A 16,140-nucleotide genomic window follows, 5' to 3' on the forward strand; every position below is an offset into this window, starting at 1 on the left:
CGTCGGGTGCGGGTTCTCGGGTGCGGTGCTCCGCTCGCGCGCCGGGCTCCGACGCGTCCGTGCGTCGGCGCGGGAGCGGGTCAGGTTCTGCCGGCCCGCCGGGCGCCGTGCAGGCCGAGGGCGACGCCGGAGACGATGAGGACCATCGCGAGCCCCTGGTCGAGCGTGACGGGCTCGTCGAGCAGCCAGACGGAGAGCAGCGCGGTCATCACCGGCAGGAGGTAGTACACGACGCCGGCGGACGCCGCGCCGATCTGCCGGACGGCCTGGTTCCAACAGAGGTAGGCGACGGCGGACGAGAGGACGCCGACGTATGCGAGCGCGGCGAGCAGTTCCGGGGTGACCCTGAAACCGCCGACCAGCCACCGTTCGACGAGGTAGGCGGGGAACAGCAGGACCAGCGAGGTCGCGAAGGTCACGAACAGCAGGGTGGACTGGCTCAGCGCCGCCGGCGTCACCCGCAGCAGCAGGCAGTACACCGCGAAGATGACGGCCGCCCCGAGCATCCACAGGTCGCCGGGGTGGGGGTCCAGGCTGCGGAACGAGCCCCGCGTGACCAGGGCGACGACACCCGCGACGGCCAGCGCGCTGCCGAGCACCCCGGGCAGACCGAGCCGCTCCTGACCGGTCAGGCGGGCGAAGGCCAGGATGAGGACGGAGGCGGCGATGTCGAGGAGCGAGAGGTTCGTGGCCGTGGTGGTGTGCGCCGCGACGTACACCAGCACCGTGAAGGCCGCGATGCCGCACAGGCCGATCAGGGACAGCAGGGGCAGGTGACGGCGGACGGTGGGCCACTCGCGTCGCAGGGGCCGCGCCGTCCACGGCAGGATGACGACCACGGCCAGCGCGCACCGCCAGAAGGCGAGCGAGACGGGCGGAATCGCGTCCCGCAACTCGCGGGCCGTGGCCAGGTTCCCGGCCCAGATCAGGGTGGACAGCAGCGCCAGTAACAGTCCGCTGGACCGGCGCGACCCGGACCCGAGACCGAGCCCACGGGGCGGGCGGCGGGCGGGCTCGCGAGCGTGGCCGGGGGAACCGGCCCGCCCCGGCCCGCCCCCGAGGGGACGGCCCTCCGGCGGGCCACCGGCTCCGGCCCCCGTCTCGCGCGGCGGGGTGACGGGGTTCTCCCGCTCACGCCACATGCCTCGACCACGTACCCGCATGGCTCCCTCCCCTCGGGACACCTCCGGTGGCGACAACGGGTCGGGTTGCCACCCAAGCGCGCGCCCAAACGGGGACGCTGGGCGCTGTGCCGATGCCCGGTGCCGCGCCGGCGTCCGGTGCTGTCTCTCGCGTCGGGCTGGCGCCCCCCCTTGTCGCCCTGGTGCTGTGCCTCCTGCCGGGCTGGCGCCCGGTGCCGCCTGGTGCTGTGCTGTGCTCACCGGGGCCCGGCATCGGTGTCCGGCGCTGTGCCTCATCCCGGTGCACGGCGCCGCGTGACGCCTCGTACCAGGCTGGTGCCCGCCGTCGCCTTGGCGCCGTGCCTCGTGCCTCGTGCCTCGTGCCTCGTGCCTCGTGCCTCGTGCCTCGTGCCTCGTGCCTCGTGCCTCGTGCCAGCCTGCCGCCCGGCGCCGCCCGATGCCGTGCCGTGCTCACGCCGCACCGGGGGCCCGGCGTCGCGTCGGCTCCGGGCCGGCTTCCAGTGCTGTTCCTCATCCCGGCGCGCGGCGCCGCGTGACGCCTCGTGCCGGGCTCGTGCCCGGCGCCGTACCGGCGGGGTGCCCGGTGTCGGCCGGTGTTCGTGTCGTGCGGGTGCCACGGGACGCCACGGGTTCGCTCGGCGTCGCGCGGGGGCGGTCTCCGCGTCGTGACGGGTGGTCCCGGCGCGACGAGACGGCTTCGGCTCCACGCCTCACGAGCGTGGCCGTCGTACGGGGAGCGCGAGCGGGCGCGATGTTGTTGTGCCGGCCGACGACGTGCGGGACCTCGTCCGTCCCACCGTACGGAGCGGTGCGCGGGCGGCGGGCCACCCGGGCTCCACGGACGGTACGCGCACCGGCCCGCCGGGTCGCACGGGCCGCTGGATGCGGCCCCGCCCTCGCACCGCCAGGGTGCCACGCCGGGCGGCGCCTGTCTCCGGTTCCGGGCGTTCGGCCGAGCCCCCGGCGCGCGCGTACGGCGGCGTGGTCGGCCGCGCCGGCCGACGTGCGCGGTGGTGGACCAGGCCCCGCCAGGCCCGCCGGACAAAATCCGGGTGCGCCCGGCGGCTGGTTGAGGTGGGATCAGGCGCATGGCGATGATGTTGGGCAGGCCGGAAGTCGACGGGCTGGGCGCGGTCGTGGGCGTACTGCGGGAGTGGCAGGCCGACGCGGCACCGATGCAACTGCACCCGGGGGACGTGGGCTGGTTCTGGCGGTACGGCGCGCGGGCGACGGCCTCGGCGATACGGACCTGGAGCCGGGACGGTCGGGTACTCGCCGTGGGCCTGCTCGACGGGCCCACCCTGCTGCGGCTGACGGTCGCGCCGGAGGCGCGGCGGGACGAGGAGTTGGCGCGCCGGCTCGTCGCGGACGCGGTCGACCCCGGGCGCGGCGTGCTGCCGGCGGGGCCGGTGTCCGTCGAGGCGCCGCACGACGCGCTCGTACGTGAGGTGCTGGCCGAGGCCGGTTGGCAGGCCGACGAGCCCTGGACGCTGCTACGCCGCGACCTCACGGCGCCGGTGCCGGACCCGGGCGTACGGATCGAGACGGTGGGCCCGGAGCGGGTGTCCGCGCGGACCGCCGTGCAACGGGCGGCGTTCGGCACGTCCACGTTCACGGACGACCGGTGGCACGCGATGGCGGACGGCCCGCCGTACGCCGACGCCCGATGCCTGCTCGCCTACGACGAACGTGGCGAGGCGGTGGCCACCGTGACGGTGTGGTCGGCCGGCCCCGGCCGCCCCGGCCTGCTCGAACCGATGGGCGTCCACCCCGACCACCGGGGCCACGGCCACGGCAGGGCCATCACCCTCGCGGCGGCGGCCACCCTCCGCGAACTCGGCTCGTCCAGCGCCCTCGTCGGCACCCCCCTCTCCAACGCCGCCGCCGTCGCGACGTACACGTCGGCGGGCTTCCGACAGGGCCCCGCGGTACCCGACCTGAGCCGCCCGGCCTAGCCGGAGCGGGGCGCGACCCCGCGAGCGCGGGGACCAGATCTCGATCGACGCGTCGACCTCTTCGGGGGTGGGACCAACCCCGCGCACGCGGGGACCAGACGTCCGAGCAACGCTGAGCACACCTCTTGCTGGGACCAACCCCGCGAGCGCGGGGGCCGCCTACCGGCGGAATCCGAGCTGATCGTAGAGCGCTCCCCCGCACGCGGCGGGAGCAGGGGGCGCGCCGCAGCGTGCCGTACCCGTCGGTTGGCCCACCCCCGCGCGGCGGGGAGCAGATTGCGTGCTTCCCGCACGCGGACATCGACTTGGGCCCATCCCCGCGCGTGGGGAGCAGTTGTCGCCGCTGTTGGCCTTGTCCGGCTTCACGGGTCCATCCCCGCACGCGCGGGGACCAGTGGGCCGGCGTCCCGACCAGGAGCGGCATCCAAGGGCCATCCCCGCGAGCGCGGGGAGCAGCCGGGGCTGTCCTGGGTGTGCGACGGGTGCCCGGGGCCATCCCCGCACGCGCGGGGAGCAAGGCACGCCGCACCCGGTGAGCGCCGCCGAGGCGGATCCACCCCCGCACGCGCGGGGAGCAGGCGCGCGACGCGGGGCCCCACCGTTTGATGGCGGGCCCATCCCCGCACGCGCCGGGACCAGGCAATTGACCCGCACCTCTATCGCCGCCACACCCCGTTTCCCGCGACTTCCCGCGATCGCGACATCACGCACATCCCCCCTCACACTCCCCCGGCCGGGCACGGCGTCAGGCGATCCCACCGTAGCGAACACCCCCACGCGGTCCGCGGCGTACGCGGCCCCCTCGCGGCGCCGCGCGAGCGGGGAACGTGGGGGCCGACGCGTGCCGCTGGCCGCAGGGTGGCGGAGCCGCTACCCGTCCGGCGCGCCGAAGCGCGCGCTCTGGTCCGCGCCCGCTCGGGCGGTGGCGATGCTCGTGCGGGACGTCACGTTGAGCTTGCGCATGATGCTGGCGACGTGGTGTTCGACGGTGCGGGGGGAGAGGACGAGGCTTTCGGCGATGTCGCGGTTGGCGCGACCCTGCGCGACGAGGCGGGCCACCTCCTTTTCGCGGGGGGAGAGTTGGTCGCCGTAGCCGTGGCGGCCTCGGCGGTGGGTGGTGACGATGTCGTGGCGGCGGAGCAGCCGGTGGCAGCGGGCGATGTCCCAGCGCGCTCCGAGTTCGCGGTACGCCTCGATCGCGCCGAGGATGACGGCGACGGCCGTCTTGCGGTGCTCGGGGTCCGGCTCGGCGGGGACGGTGGCCGGTCTTGTGCCGGCGCCGTGTTCGGGGCCCGCGCCGGCCGGGGCGGTGATGGGGCGTGCCTGGTCGCCGCGTTCGCGGTCGCCGGCCCCGGGGGCGTCGCTCGCGCGGCCCGCCCGCAGCAGGCAGTGGCCTCGGGCCTCGGCCGCTCGGGCCGCGTCGAAGGGGCGGTGGAGGCGGCGCCAGGCCGCCTCCGCGTGGGCCAGGAGGGCGGCGGCGGTGTCGTGGCGGTGTTCGGCGCGGGCGAGCAGGGCGCGGCTGACGTCGAGGGCGACGCGGGCGGCCGGGGCGTCGCGGCCGTCGATACCGGCCGCGAAGTCGGCCACCAGGCGTTGCGCGCGAGCCACTTGGCCACTGTCGTGGAGCGCTTCGACGGCGGTGGGGACGACCTCGGTGGCCCAGACCCAGCCGCCGGTGCGTTCCAGCCGGTGCAGGGTGGGTTCGACGGCCTCGCTCGCCTGGCCGGGGCGGCCGGCCTCCAGGTGGACGCGGGCCAGGGCGGCGGCCGAGGCGGTGAGGATGAAGCCGGTGTCGAAGCAGGTGACGCGGGCGGCTTCGGCGAGGTCGCGGCGGGCCCGGGGCAGGTCGCCGTGGACGTGCAGCGCGGCCAGCCCGCGTACCAGCATGGCCTCGGCGGTGAGGTCGGGTATCTCGCGGTAGCGCCGGGTGGTCTGGTCGGCGGCGGTGTGCAGGCCCTCCCAGCGTCCCTCGTGCCAGGCCAGGACCAGGCGCGCGGTCTGGGTCAGCCCCTCGACGTACGGGCTGGTGGAGTCGGCCAGCCCGGCGGCGGCCCGCTCCAGGAACTCCCAGGCCCGCGCGGTGTGCCCGAGAGCCGTCGCGGCGTGGGCGAGGTTGGTCCAGCCACGGGCGTACTGCGTGGTCTCCATGGCCGATCCGGGCGGGCGGCGCAGCGCGTCGGCCGCGCTCCACGCGCGGTGGTCGCCGAGCAGCATGAGCGCGGTGGCACGGTTGGCGGCCACCGCCGCCCGGGCCACGGGGTCGCTGACCTGGTCGGTGAACGCCTCGGCGCGCTCCAGCCACGCCTGGTGGCGGGCGATGGGCCAGCCCTTGATGGAGGGGATGGCGGCGACCAGCATGGCGCGGGCGGCGGTCTGCGGGTCCGAGACCTCCAGGTCGGGGATGGCGCGGGCGATCTCGCCGAGGCTGTCGAGCGCCGCGCCGCTCTGGTTGCGGAGCAGGACGCCCAGGTGGAGGCGGATCTCGCCACGGAGCCGGGGCGGCGGGTCGTCCCGGTCCAGCACGCTTCGTACGGCGCTGACCACCCGTTCGTCGGCGCGGGCCAGCTGTGCCGTGCGGGCCAGCTTCGCGGCGGCGCGGATACGGCCCCGGGGGTGCGGGTCCTGTCCGATGGCCCGGGTGTACAGGCTGGTCGCGGTCGCGTAGTCGCCCTCGGCGGCGGCCCGGTCGGCGGCGGCGCCCAGGTAGCGCAGGCCCTCCCGGACCCGGCCGCCCGCCAGGTACAGGTGGGCGAGGTCGGCGAGTGGCACCGGGCGGTCCGCGCGGCGCAGGGCGCGCGCCGCGCGCAGGCTCAGCCGGGCCAGCCGTGGCGCGGGCACCTCGGCCAGGGCCGCCTGTCGGTCCAGCGGGTGGCAAAACGTCGGGTACGGGCCCTCGGCGCGCAGCACCGCCCGCCGTAGCGCCAGGTCGACGGCCCGCTCGGCGCGGTCGGGCGGCAGGTCGGCCACCTCGGCCAGGACGTCGACGGGCAGCGGCCGGTCCAGCACCGCCGCCGCCTCCACGACGCGCTGCGCGTCGTCGGTGAGCCGTTCGCGGCGCCTGGCCAGTTCGCGGCGCAGCCTCGGCGGCGCCCCGGCCTCGCGGACGGCGGTGACCAGCGCGTCGGGCGGCGTGCCGAGGTCGGTCAGGGCGTGCGCGAGGGCCTCGAACGCGCCGGGCAGCCCCCGGGTGCGCGCGTGCAGCGCCGCCGCCAGCTCGGGTTCGACCGCCCGCTGCCCCAGCCACCGCGCCGCGGCCTCCCCCACCTCCTCGACCGTCCAGGGGCGCGGGGTGATCTCCTCGACCCGTACGTGGTCCGGTACGCGTATGCCCAGGCCCGGCAGGCCGGGGGCGTGGTGTTCGGTGAGGACCAGCCGAAGGCGCGGCGGCATCGCGGACAGCAGGTGGTGGATCAGGTCGCGGGTGGCCGGATCGGCCCGGTGCGCGTCCTCCACGACCAGCACCGCGGGCCCCTGCGCCGCCAACAGGGCCCGTACGCCCCGGCGTAGCAGCCCCGTGCGGACCGCCGGGTCGGCCGGCGCCCGGGGTGGCTCGGGCAGCCAACGCGCGAGTTCGGGCACCGCCCAGGCCACCGCCCCGGTCACCGGCGGCGGTGGCGGGCCGCAGGGGCAGGGCAGGGTGGCCAGCGCGTCGAGGATCGGGCCGAGCGGAACGGGGCGTCGCAGGTCGGGGCAGGTGCCACGGATCTGTACCCGGTACTCGGCCGCCGCGTCGGCCAGCGCCTCGTCCACCAACCGCGAGACGCCCACCCCCGGTTCGCCGCGTACGAGCACCACGCACGGCGGGCACCGCAGCGCCGCGCGCAGCCGCGCGATCTCCTCGGCCCGCCCGACGAGGCCGACCCGACCGGCGTGGGCGGCATCCGCCCGGGGCCCGTCCGTGGCGACGGCGTCCTGGTCCACACTTCCCCCTCCACGCCGCGTGACCTGCCGGTCCGGGCCTGTTTCGCGCCGGTGAGCAGGTGGTCTACCCGTCGGCGCGCGGCGGGGCAATAGGGGATCACCACCTAGGAAATGCCGTCACCGCTCCCCCGCCCGCCGGCCACTCTTTGGGTAGTGCCTACGGATTGCTGGGCGCGGCGCCGCTGATCGAAGCTGCCGAAGGCCCGACGCCGCCGATCCCGTACCCCACGGCCCCACACCCTGGGGCCGATCGACGGGGCTGCTCCCCGCAGCCGGCGGGGTCGGGCCCGCACCGCGCCTCGCCCCACGACGCGCGGCGCACCCCCCATCACCCACGGACGCCGAGACCCGGCAGGTCGCGACCACCGCGACCGCCGCCTCGACCACCCCCCATCCCGGCGCCCCAGCCGCTCCACGGCGGCTGGGCTCCGAGCTCCGTCCGTGGGTGTCGCCTCCGGGACCCCAGCCGGTCCCGGACCGCTTCCGAGGGAGTAACCATGAAGTTCGACGCCCGTGCCGCACGGCACGTGCTCGCCGTCGGCGCCAGTGCCGCCCTGCTGGTCGGGGCCACCGCGACCGCCGGCGCCGCCACGCCGACACCCACGCCGCCCGGTGGCGAGGGCCGCATCGTCGGCGCGGACCGCCCCGGCGCCGTCGAGGGTTCCTACATCGTCACCTTCCGGGACTCGGTGGCCCGCGCCGACGTGCCCGCCGAGGCGAGGACGCTCGCCCAGCGGCACGCGGGCGACCTGCGCTTCACCTACACCGCCGCGCTGCGCGGCTTCGCCGTCACGATGAGCGAGGAGCGGGCCAAGCGGTTGGCCGCCGACCCGTCGGTGGCCCGGGTGGAGGCGGACGGCGCGGCGTACGCGGTCGAGACGCAGACCAACCCGCCGTCCTGGGGGCTGGACCGCATCGACCAGCGCGACCTGCCGGTGGACAAGAGATACACCTACGGTTCGGCCTCCGCCGTGGACGCGTACATCGTCGACAGCGGCATCCGCATGAGCCACCAGGACTTCGGTCGGCGGGCGGTCAGCGGCTACGACTTCATCGACAACGACTCCAACGCCTCCGATTGTCATGGGCACGGCACACATGTGGCGGGGACGGTCGGCGGCAGCGCCTACGGCGTGGCCAAGGACGTCAAGCTGATCGGCGTGCGCGTCCTCAACTGCCAGGGCAGCTCCGGCGAGACCTGGGCGCCGGTGCTGGCCGGCATCGACTGGGTCACCAAGAACGCGGCCAAGAGCGGCCGGCCGTCCGTGGCCAACATGAGCATCGGCGGCGGCAAGACCGACTCCGTCAACGACGCCGTGGCCTCCTCCATATCCGCCGGCGTCACCTGGGTCGTGGCGGCCGGCAACAACAACGCCGACGCCTGCTCCTACTCCCCCGCCTCCGCCCCCGCCGCCGTCACCGTGGGCGCCACCAACAGCCGTGACGCGCGCGCCACCGGCTGGAGCAACGGCCAGGCCTCCAACTACGGCCGCTGCCTGGACATCTTCGCCCCCGGTGACAGCATCACCTCCGCGTCCAACTCCGGTGACACCGCCTCGCAGTCGATGAGCGGCACCTCCATGGCCGCGCCGCACACCGCCGGTGCCGCCGCCCTGCTGCTCGCCGCCAACCCGGGCTGGTCCCCGGCACAGGTCCGCGACAAGCTGGTGGGCAACGCGACGCCGGACAAGGTCACCGACGCGCGGACCGGCTCACCCAACAAGCTGCTGCACACCGGTGGCGGCGACACCACGCCTCCCGGCCGCACCTTCGAGAGCACCGAGCGCGTGACGATCCGGGACAACGCCACGGTCGAGTCCCCCGTCACGGTCTCCGGCCTCAGCGGCAACGCCCCGGCGAACCTGGCCGTCACGGTCGACATCCGGCACACCTTCCGTGGCGACCTGCGCGTCGAACTCGTCGCCCCGGACGGCAGCGCCTACCGGCTCAAGGACTACGACAGCGACGACAGCGCGGACAACGTCCAGGACACCTACACCGTCGACGCCTCCAGCGAGGTGGCCAACGGCACGTGGAAGCTGCGCGTGAGCGACAACTGGACCAACGACACGGGGTACGTCAACGGCTGGTCGCTCCGGTTCTGACCACCCCCGCGCCGACCGGTCCGGTGCTGACCGTCCCGGTGCTGGCCGGTCCGGCGCCGGACCCGGCGGTGACGCGCTGATCCGCCGAACCGCCGACGGGCCGGGCGCCCCGGCCCGACCCCACCGCACACCGTTGGCCCGACCTCCGCACCCCGGAAGTCGGGCCAACCGCGCACCGGCGCGCTGCGATCGGGGACCGGCGGCTAGCGCTGGCCGGCGGCCGGGCCGGAGAACTCGACGGCGACGTCGTACAGGGCCGCGTTCGGCACCACCGGCACCCGCGTGCTCTCGCGCGCGTCCTGGGTGCGCCGCTGGAACTCGGGGTCGGCGCCGGCCGCCTCGTACTCCTCCTGGCTCGCCCAGTGGGCGACGTTGACGAGCTGGAAGCGGGACGTCGACGAACGGGCCCGGTGCAGCCGGGAGTCCAGGAAGCCGGGCTTGGTGCTCATCAGCGCGGCGCGCTCCCGCCAGTGCTCCAGGAAGCCGTCGAGGTGCTCGGCGTCGATCTCGAAGACGTTGATGAACGTGACGGACGCGTCGGACGCGCCGTTCGCGGTGGTCGGCTGGCTGTCGGTGGTCATGGCGTGCTCCCGGAAACGGGTGGTGCGGCCCGGACGGTCGGACACCGGCCGGGGAGCCGGCGCTCCGGCTCCTGTCGCGCGGCGCACCACGAACCGGCGAGGCGCGCCACCAGCGGGGCGGCCCCCGGCCGGGACGGCCCGTGGACAGGCTCACGCCGCGCCGGTGACACGGGGCCCGGCACCCGCCCACGACGGGCACCACGATACGGACCGCCCCCTGACGCCCCAGGTCAGGGTCGCGCGCCGGGCTCCGGACGCGGCCGGCGCACGCCACGCGGCAGGGCCCGACCGGCGTACGCGGACGGCGTGTCGCCCCCACGCCGCGTGGCGCGGGGGCAACCGGGCGCGAGCCGAAGGGGGTTCGCCGGACGGGTCAGTCCCAGGGGTTGGCCGGCTGGTCGTTGATGTGCGTCCAGAAGCGCGTCCCGGCCGGGACGTCGCCGTGGGCCCAGAAGCTCCAGCCACCGGAGTCGGCCAGCCCGGGACCGTACCGGCCGTCGTGGAACTCGGCGAACCGCCAGCCCTTGCCGAAGGTGTTCACGCACACGGCGTTCGCCACGGCGAGGCTGGTCAGCCGGGTCCCCCGGATCGGGTTGCTGGCCGCCACCTGGCCACGGGCCCAGCCCGCGTAGAAGTCGGGGGTGATGCCCGAGGGGACCGGGCTGCCGTCGACCTTGAGGCACAGGACGGGAAGCGCCGTGGTCGTGGCCGTGTCACCCACGTACGGGTCGGTGAGCGGCCCGCCGCCGACATGCACGGTGCCCTCGGGGCCGTCGGCGAGCAACGTCCAGGTCAACGCCTTGCCGTTGGCCGCGGGTTCGGCTGACGCGGGGCTGGTGGCCCCGGCCGCCACCGTCAGAAACGCCGCGCCCACAGCAACACCTAACGTGATCGATCGCAAGGTCTCTCCTCAACGGGTATCGCACGGGTCGAATGGTGCGCCGGTCGAGGAGTCTTCACGTTCTTCACGCGTTCCCCTAGAGCGATAACCGGTCACTCGTCGCCCGTGCCCCCGCGTCCCCCGCCGAGCGACGACAACGGCGTACGCCCGGCGCGGTAGGCCGTGCGGTACGCGCGCGGTACGACGCCCGTGGCGCGGCGGACGTGGCGGCGCAGGCTCTCGGGAGAGCTGAACCCCGCGCGTTCGGCGACGCGTTCGACGGTCTCGTCGGTCTCCTCCAGCAGCCGTCGGGCCCGCTCCAGCCTGGTGCGCAGCAGGTAGCGCAGCGGGCTGTGGCCGGTGTGGTCGCGGAAGCGTCGGTTCAGGCTGCGGATGCTCAGGCGCGCGTGGGCGGCGATGTCGGCGAGCGTGAGCGGGAGGTGCGGGTTCGCGTCGAGCCAGCGCACGGTGGGCTCCAGGCCCGCGGTCTCGGCGATGCCCCGGTCGATCTCCTCCTGCGCGGCGTGGGCCTCGTCGAGCAGCGGGCGCAGCAGGTGGCGGACGGTGGCGGCGACGGCGCGGGGCCCGTGGTCCTGCTCGACGAGCCGTAGCACCAGGTCCATGCCGCCGTAGAACCCCGCTCCGGTGAGGAAGGGGCCGTCCGCCACGACGGCGCCCTCGGGCTCCACCGTCACACCAGGGTGGCGGGCCGCCAGGTCCCCGACGTGCTCCCAGGCGGTGCTGGCGCGGCGGCCGTCGAGGAGGCCGGTGGCAGCGAGCGCGAGGGTGCCCGCCCCCACCCCCAGCAGGCGGGCGCCCCGGTCGACCGCCGCCCGCAGCGCGGCGGCCACCTCGGATGACGGGCCGTCGGCGGCGCCGGCGTGGCCCGGGACGATGACCGCCGTGGCGTCCGCGAGGCCCGCCAGGCTCCAGGGGACGGTGACGGTCAGGAGGCCGGGGGCGCCGGTGGTGACCGTCGCCGAGGGGGCGCACACGCGCAGTTCGTAGTCGACCCGCGCGCTGTCGCGGGCGGCGGCCAGCACCATGCCCGGGGTGCTGAGCTGGTGGGCGGGCATCCCGTCGAGCGCGAGCAGCGCGACCACTGACATGAGGTGAACCTAACCGACAGCCGTTACGAGCCCACGTCCCGACCGGACGCGCGGGCCGGCGGTCCCGCTCCCAGGGCGTGAGCCCCGCACCCGGCCGGGGCCCCGGGGGAAAGCCCGGAACCGGAGCGGGGCGGAGTGGGCGTCGGGAGCGGGGCCGGCGCCCGGGCTGGGGCCAGCGCCCAGACGAGGCCCGTGCCCGGCGCCCGGCCCGTGCCCGGGGCCCCGCCCCGGGGCGGGTCTGGTGTGCGGCGGGTCAGCGGTGGGTGGCCAGCGCGGTCTTGATCCACGCCCGGTGCGCGGGCACGGACGTCCACACACCCGGCCCGTTCGCGCAGTGCGGGTCGGCGTCGCCATCGCCCGAGGTCGTTCCGACGAGCTGCCAGCGCCCGTGGACCCGCTGCACCTGCGGGCCGCCGGAGTCGCCCTTGCAGGCCATGGCACCGGGGACCTGGCTGGTGGTGCACAGTTCGCCGGCGGCGTCGATGTCCTGGCACGCGGCGGCCGGGGCGCGGCGGGTGTCCAGCTCCTGGAGCCGCTCGGGGAACACCCAGTCCCGGAAGTCCAGTTCGTCGACCACGGTGCCGAAGCCGAGCACCCGGGTCGGCGCCCCGACCTTCGGCGCGCGTTCCGCCAGCCGGATCGGCTGCTGCGTCACCGGGCGGTCCAGCTTGAGCAGGGCGATGTCGTGGTGTGAACGCTGCGGGCTGTCCTTGTCGTACCCGGGGTGGACGACCTTCTCGACGATCCGGCGCACCGTGCCGCCGGAGGTGCGGTGCTCGCTGCCCACCCGTACGGTGCCGGCGGGATGGGCCCCGATCGTGTCCGCCTCCTGGGCGCAGTGGCCGGCGGTCACGACCCACCCCGGGGCGATCAGCGCGCCTCCACACACGCCGTCGACGCTCTTCCCGTCGTCTTCCAGGGCCATCGGGATCGAGACCATGAACGGGTACGCCCGGGTGGAGTCCCGCCCGTCGATGATCGCGTGGGCGCTGGTGCTGGTCGCCGTCGCGCACAGCGCGGTGGCCGCCCCGACCAGGGCGACCCGGGTCAGCGCGCGCCGCAGCCGGCGCGGGGTCGGCGAGGTGCGGCTGGGCGGGGTGGAAACGGGCATGGCGGAGTCCCTTCGCGACAACGCTGGATGGAGGCGCCGGGCACTGGGGCGACTGCCCTGACCTGCGGCGCGTTCCCATCCTGGGCGGGAGGGGAACGGGGAGGAACCGACGCCGGTGCCACCATGGGTTAAATTCTGGCCATGCCCGTGGTCGCCGTGCTCGTCCTCGACGGGGTGCCCGCCTCCCAGGTCACCGCCGCCAGCCTGGTCCTCGGCCACGCCTCCCGCACCCTGCCCCGTCGCCTCCGCTACGACCTGCGGCTCTGTTCCGCCACCAGCGCCCCGCGCGCGGTGACCACCGGCGGCCCGGGGCCGGTGCGGATCGCCGTCGACCGGGGGCTCGACGGGCTGGCCGAGGCCGGGACGGTGATCGTGGCGGGATACCCGGACGTCCATGCCGCACCGTCGGCCGAGGTGGTGGAGGCGGTACGCGCCGCCGCCGACCGGGGCGCGCGGATCGGCGCGATCGGCACCGGCGTCTTCCTGCTGGCCGCCGCCGGACCGCTGGCCGGGCGGCGGGCGACGACCTGCTGGCAGCACGCCTCGGAACTCGCCCGCCGCCATCCCCACGTCACCGTCGTCCCCGAGGAGTCGCTCGTGGTGGACGGCCCTGTCGTCACCTCGGCCGGCGTCCTCGGCGGCAAGGAGCTGTACCTGCACGTCGTGGCGCGGGACCACGGTGAGGAGGCCGGCACGGAGGCGGACCGTCAGCTCTTCCTCGCCCTCCCCCTCCCGACGGACACGCCGGGAGCGGACGGACCGCCATCGCCGGGCGGCGAGGGTCGGCCCGACGAGGAGGGGCGCCACCGGGCCCGGCCCGGGGAGGCCACCGAGGGTGGGCCGGGCGCCGGGGCGAGCCCTCGGACGCGCGACGGGGCGAGCGGCGGCCCGCGGGGCGACGCGGGGCCTGATAGGGGCGCCGGCTCGGGCGGCGGGGCGGGCGGCGAGGCGGGCCCCGGCCCGGGCGCCGGCTCGGGCGGCGAGGCGGGCCCCGGCCCGGACAACGGCCCAAGCGGCGCGGACGGCGCGCGTCCCGACCCGGACAGCGGCCCGAACGGCGGCGAAGGTCCCGTTACGGGCGCCGATCCGGGCGCCGAGGAGAGCCTCGGCGCGGACGGCGGGACGATCCACGGGGCCGGCGCTGTCGAGGCGACGCTGGCCTGGATGGAGGCCAACCTCCAGCGACCGCTGACCCTCGCGGAGATCGCCGACCACGCGGGGACGAGCGTGCGCGGCCTCAACCGGCACGTCCACGCGCGGGTCGGGCTCTCCCCGCTCCAGTACCTGCTGCGCGCCCGGGTCCGGCGGGCCCAGTGGCTGCTGGAGCGTACGGACCTGCCGGTCGGGCGGATCGCGACCCAGACCGGCCTGGGCACCCCGGCCAACCTCCGCCACCACTTCCGGCACCACAACGGCACGACCCCCGGCACCTACCGCGCGGCCTACCGCTCCCTGGCCGGCATGTTCGCCGCCGCGAGCCGCCCGGACGACCCGGAGCCCGAACTGCCCACGGAGAACCGGAATCCAGCGGAGACCGGGGAGCCAGCGGAGGCCGAGGAGCCAGCCGGCATCGCGGAGCCACGGGAGCCCGGCGGCACCGGCGCGTCCGGCCCTCCGGGCTGAGCACCGGCGCGACGCGGACCCGGTGAGCCGGGCACGGCCGGGCCGGGCCGGGCGCCAGCGGGACCGGGCACGGCGAGGCCGGACACGGCGGAGGAGCCGGTGAGGTCGGGCACAGCGGAATCCGCCACAGCCACATCGGCACCGACAGGGCCGAGGGCCGCCGCCCACCGGGCCCGGCCGAGCCGCGCCGGGCGCCAGCGGGGCCGAGCACGGCGGGGCCGAGCACGGCGAGGCCGGCGAAGGGCCGGCGGCGGGAGAGCGCGGACGGCGGGACGCGCGAGGGCGAGGCCGGCGACGGCGCGGTGCCGCGACGGGGCGGGCGGGGCGCCCCGCAGCACTCGGGGGGCGTTCGACCAGGCCAGACGTCCGGGTGGGGCGGCACCTCACCGTGTTATAGATAACTGCTATCTCCACGCGGCCGATGCGCGGCGGTACCGTCGCATTCGGCTGCCACCCGTGACACCCGGGCCCCCATCACCTCGCCCGGCCCCTCCCCTACCCCCACCCACGGGACACGGCAGCTCTCACGGAGCACCACACTCACCGGCTCCCCCGGGTGACGGAGGACCGTCGACGCCGTGCCGTCGAGGGGTCTGCGCTCTCCCGTGTTCCGGTCGCGACGACGGGGCGTACGGCTTCCGCGCCGGCTTCGGCCGGGGAACGCCGTCACGGGTCGTCCCGCGCCGCTCAAGCGTTCCGCTCGCCGGTCGGCCCGCCCCCTGGGCGTACCGACCCGCGACGCCGACGAGTCCCATCCATCGAGTGGAGATGTGAATGAATTCCCGGAAGATCTTCAGCGCATCGGTCGCGCTCTGCACGACGGGCCTGCTGTTCACCACGGGCGTGCAGGCGGCGTCCGCGACCGGGCAGACCGACGAGCGGGGCGCGCAGGCCGCGGCCCGGGTCGTCACCTACGACTCCAGCGGCGCCGCCGAGTTCAAGGACGCGATCACCAAGGGTGCCGCCGCCTGGAACGAGAGCGTGAAGAACGTCCAGCTCAAGGCGGTCCAGCCGGGGCAGCGCGCCAACATCATCATCGTCGCCGACAACGGCTGGCCCCGGGCCCAACCGACCTCGCTGGGCAACGGCCGGGTGTGGATAGGCCGCCAGGCCGTGAACGAGGGACACAACACCGTCCGCATCTCCTCGCACGAGCTGGGCCACATCCTCGGCCTGCCCGACGTCAAGCCGGGCCCGTGCACCAGCCTGATGTCCGGCGCGTCGGCCGGCACCTCCTGCACGAACCAGTACCCGAACGCGCAGGAGAAGGCGTCGGTGGAGCGGAAGTTCGCCGGCTCCAAGGTCTACGCGCGGGACGTGGCAACCAAGTTCGCCCTGGCCGCCTACTAGCGTGGCCGGCTCCCGCCCCAGGGAGCCGAGCCGCCTCGCCCCGGCTCCCCGGGCGCCCCGGGCACTCCCCGCCCGGGGTCGCGCGGACGGCCAACTCCCCTGAGCCGCTCGCCCGACACGCGCCCGCCGAGCCCCACGGGGCACGAACGGCCCCACGGGGCCGGTGGGTTCGCGCGGTGTTCGCCGGTCCGGCGCTCGCCGGCGGCCCACCCCGTCCGGTCGCACGCGAGTGACCCGACGTCCGGGCGCGCCCGGACCCCCGAGGGGAGGCACAACGGCGGTGGGGGGGGCCGGGCGGGGGGGCGCGCCCCGGCGCCGGAAGAAAAAAAAACAACCCCCACCACACAAACAAAAAAACGGTAG

Annotated in this window: 10 protein-coding genes; 4 read left to right on the forward strand and 6 right to left on the reverse strand. The window is 76.2% G+C overall.

Features of this window, described 5'->3' with window-relative positions; all coding sequences use genetic code 11:
* Positions 1–80 precede the first annotated feature (80 nt).
* On the reverse strand, positions 81–1,163 hold the full coding sequence (locus ACFVFR_RS16855; RefSeq protein WP_383702135.1) for a DMT family transporter: 1,083 nt from the start codon (positions 1,161–1,163) through the stop codon (positions 81–83).
* 1,067 nt (positions 1,164–2,230) lie between these two features.
* Here ACFVFR_RS16855 and ACFVFR_RS16860 point away from each other — a divergent pair.
* Entirely contained in the window at positions 2,231–3,097 is an 867-nt protein-coding gene (locus ACFVFR_RS16860; protein ID WP_383702137.1) for a GNAT family N-acetyltransferase, read from the forward strand.
* Between the two features lie 870 nt (positions 3,098–3,967).
* Here the strand turns inward: ACFVFR_RS16860 and ACFVFR_RS16865 are convergent.
* A complete protein-coding gene (locus ACFVFR_RS16865) occupies positions 3,968–7,018 on the reverse strand; it encodes an ATP-binding protein (RefSeq protein WP_383702140.1) in 3,051 nt (1,016 codons plus the stop codon).
* A 497-nt stretch (positions 7,019–7,515) separates the two neighbouring features.
* Between ACFVFR_RS16865 and ACFVFR_RS16870 the strand changes: the two genes are divergently transcribed.
* A complete protein-coding gene (locus ACFVFR_RS16870; RefSeq protein ID WP_383702143.1) occupies positions 7,516–9,123 on the forward strand; it encodes a S8 family peptidase in 1,608 nt (535 codons plus the stop codon).
* Positions 9,124–9,326: 203 nt separating this feature from the next.
* On the opposite strand, the gene ACFVFR_RS16875 is transcribed toward ACFVFR_RS16870, so the two are convergent.
* From ACFVFR_RS16875 to ACFVFR_RS16890, 4 genes are all read right to left on the reverse strand, one after another.
* On the reverse strand, positions 9,327–9,704 hold the full coding sequence (locus ACFVFR_RS16875) for an antibiotic biosynthesis monooxygenase family protein (protein WP_383702145.1): 378 nt from the start codon (positions 9,702–9,704) through the stop codon (positions 9,327–9,329).
* Positions 9,705–10,077: 373 nt separating this feature from the next.
* Positions 10,078–10,578, reverse strand: a complete 501-nt coding sequence (locus ACFVFR_RS16880) for a hypothetical protein (protein WP_383702147.1) — start codon at positions 10,576–10,578, stop codon at positions 10,078–10,080.
* A gap of 119 nt (positions 10,579–10,697) precedes the next feature.
* Positions 10,698–11,693 (reverse strand): GlxA family transcriptional regulator, encoded by a 996-nt coding sequence (locus ACFVFR_RS16885; protein ID WP_383702149.1) that lies wholly within the window; start codon positions 11,691–11,693, stop codon positions 10,698–10,700.
* A 253-nt stretch (positions 11,694–11,946) separates the two neighbouring features.
* Positions 11,947–12,804, reverse strand: a complete 858-nt coding sequence (locus ACFVFR_RS16890) for a S1 family peptidase (RefSeq protein ID WP_383702151.1) — start codon at positions 12,802–12,804, stop codon at positions 11,947–11,949.
* A 141-nt stretch (positions 12,805–12,945) separates the two neighbouring features.
* On the opposite strand from ACFVFR_RS16890, the gene ACFVFR_RS16895 reads away from it, so the two are divergent.
* Together ACFVFR_RS16895 and ACFVFR_RS16900 are read left to right on the forward strand one after the other, a co-directional pair.
* Positions 12,946–14,427, forward strand: coding sequence for a helix-turn-helix domain-containing protein (locus ACFVFR_RS16895; protein ID WP_383702153.1), 1,482 nt, complete (start codon positions 12,946–12,948; stop codon positions 14,425–14,427).
* Between the two features lie 774 nt (positions 14,428–15,201).
* Positions 15,202–15,777 carry a snapalysin family zinc-dependent metalloprotease gene (locus ACFVFR_RS16900; RefSeq protein ID WP_383702155.1) on the forward strand — a complete coding sequence of 192 codons (576 nt, stop codon included), beginning with the start codon at positions 15,202–15,204 and terminating at the stop codon, positions 15,775–15,777.
* Positions 15,778–16,140: the final 363 nt, after the last annotated feature.

It is taken from the genome of Streptomyces sp. NPDC057702 (genome assembly GCF_042799315.1).
Taxonomy (GTDB): domain Bacteria; phylum Actinomycetota; class Actinomycetes; order Streptomycetales; family Streptomycetaceae; genus Streptomyces.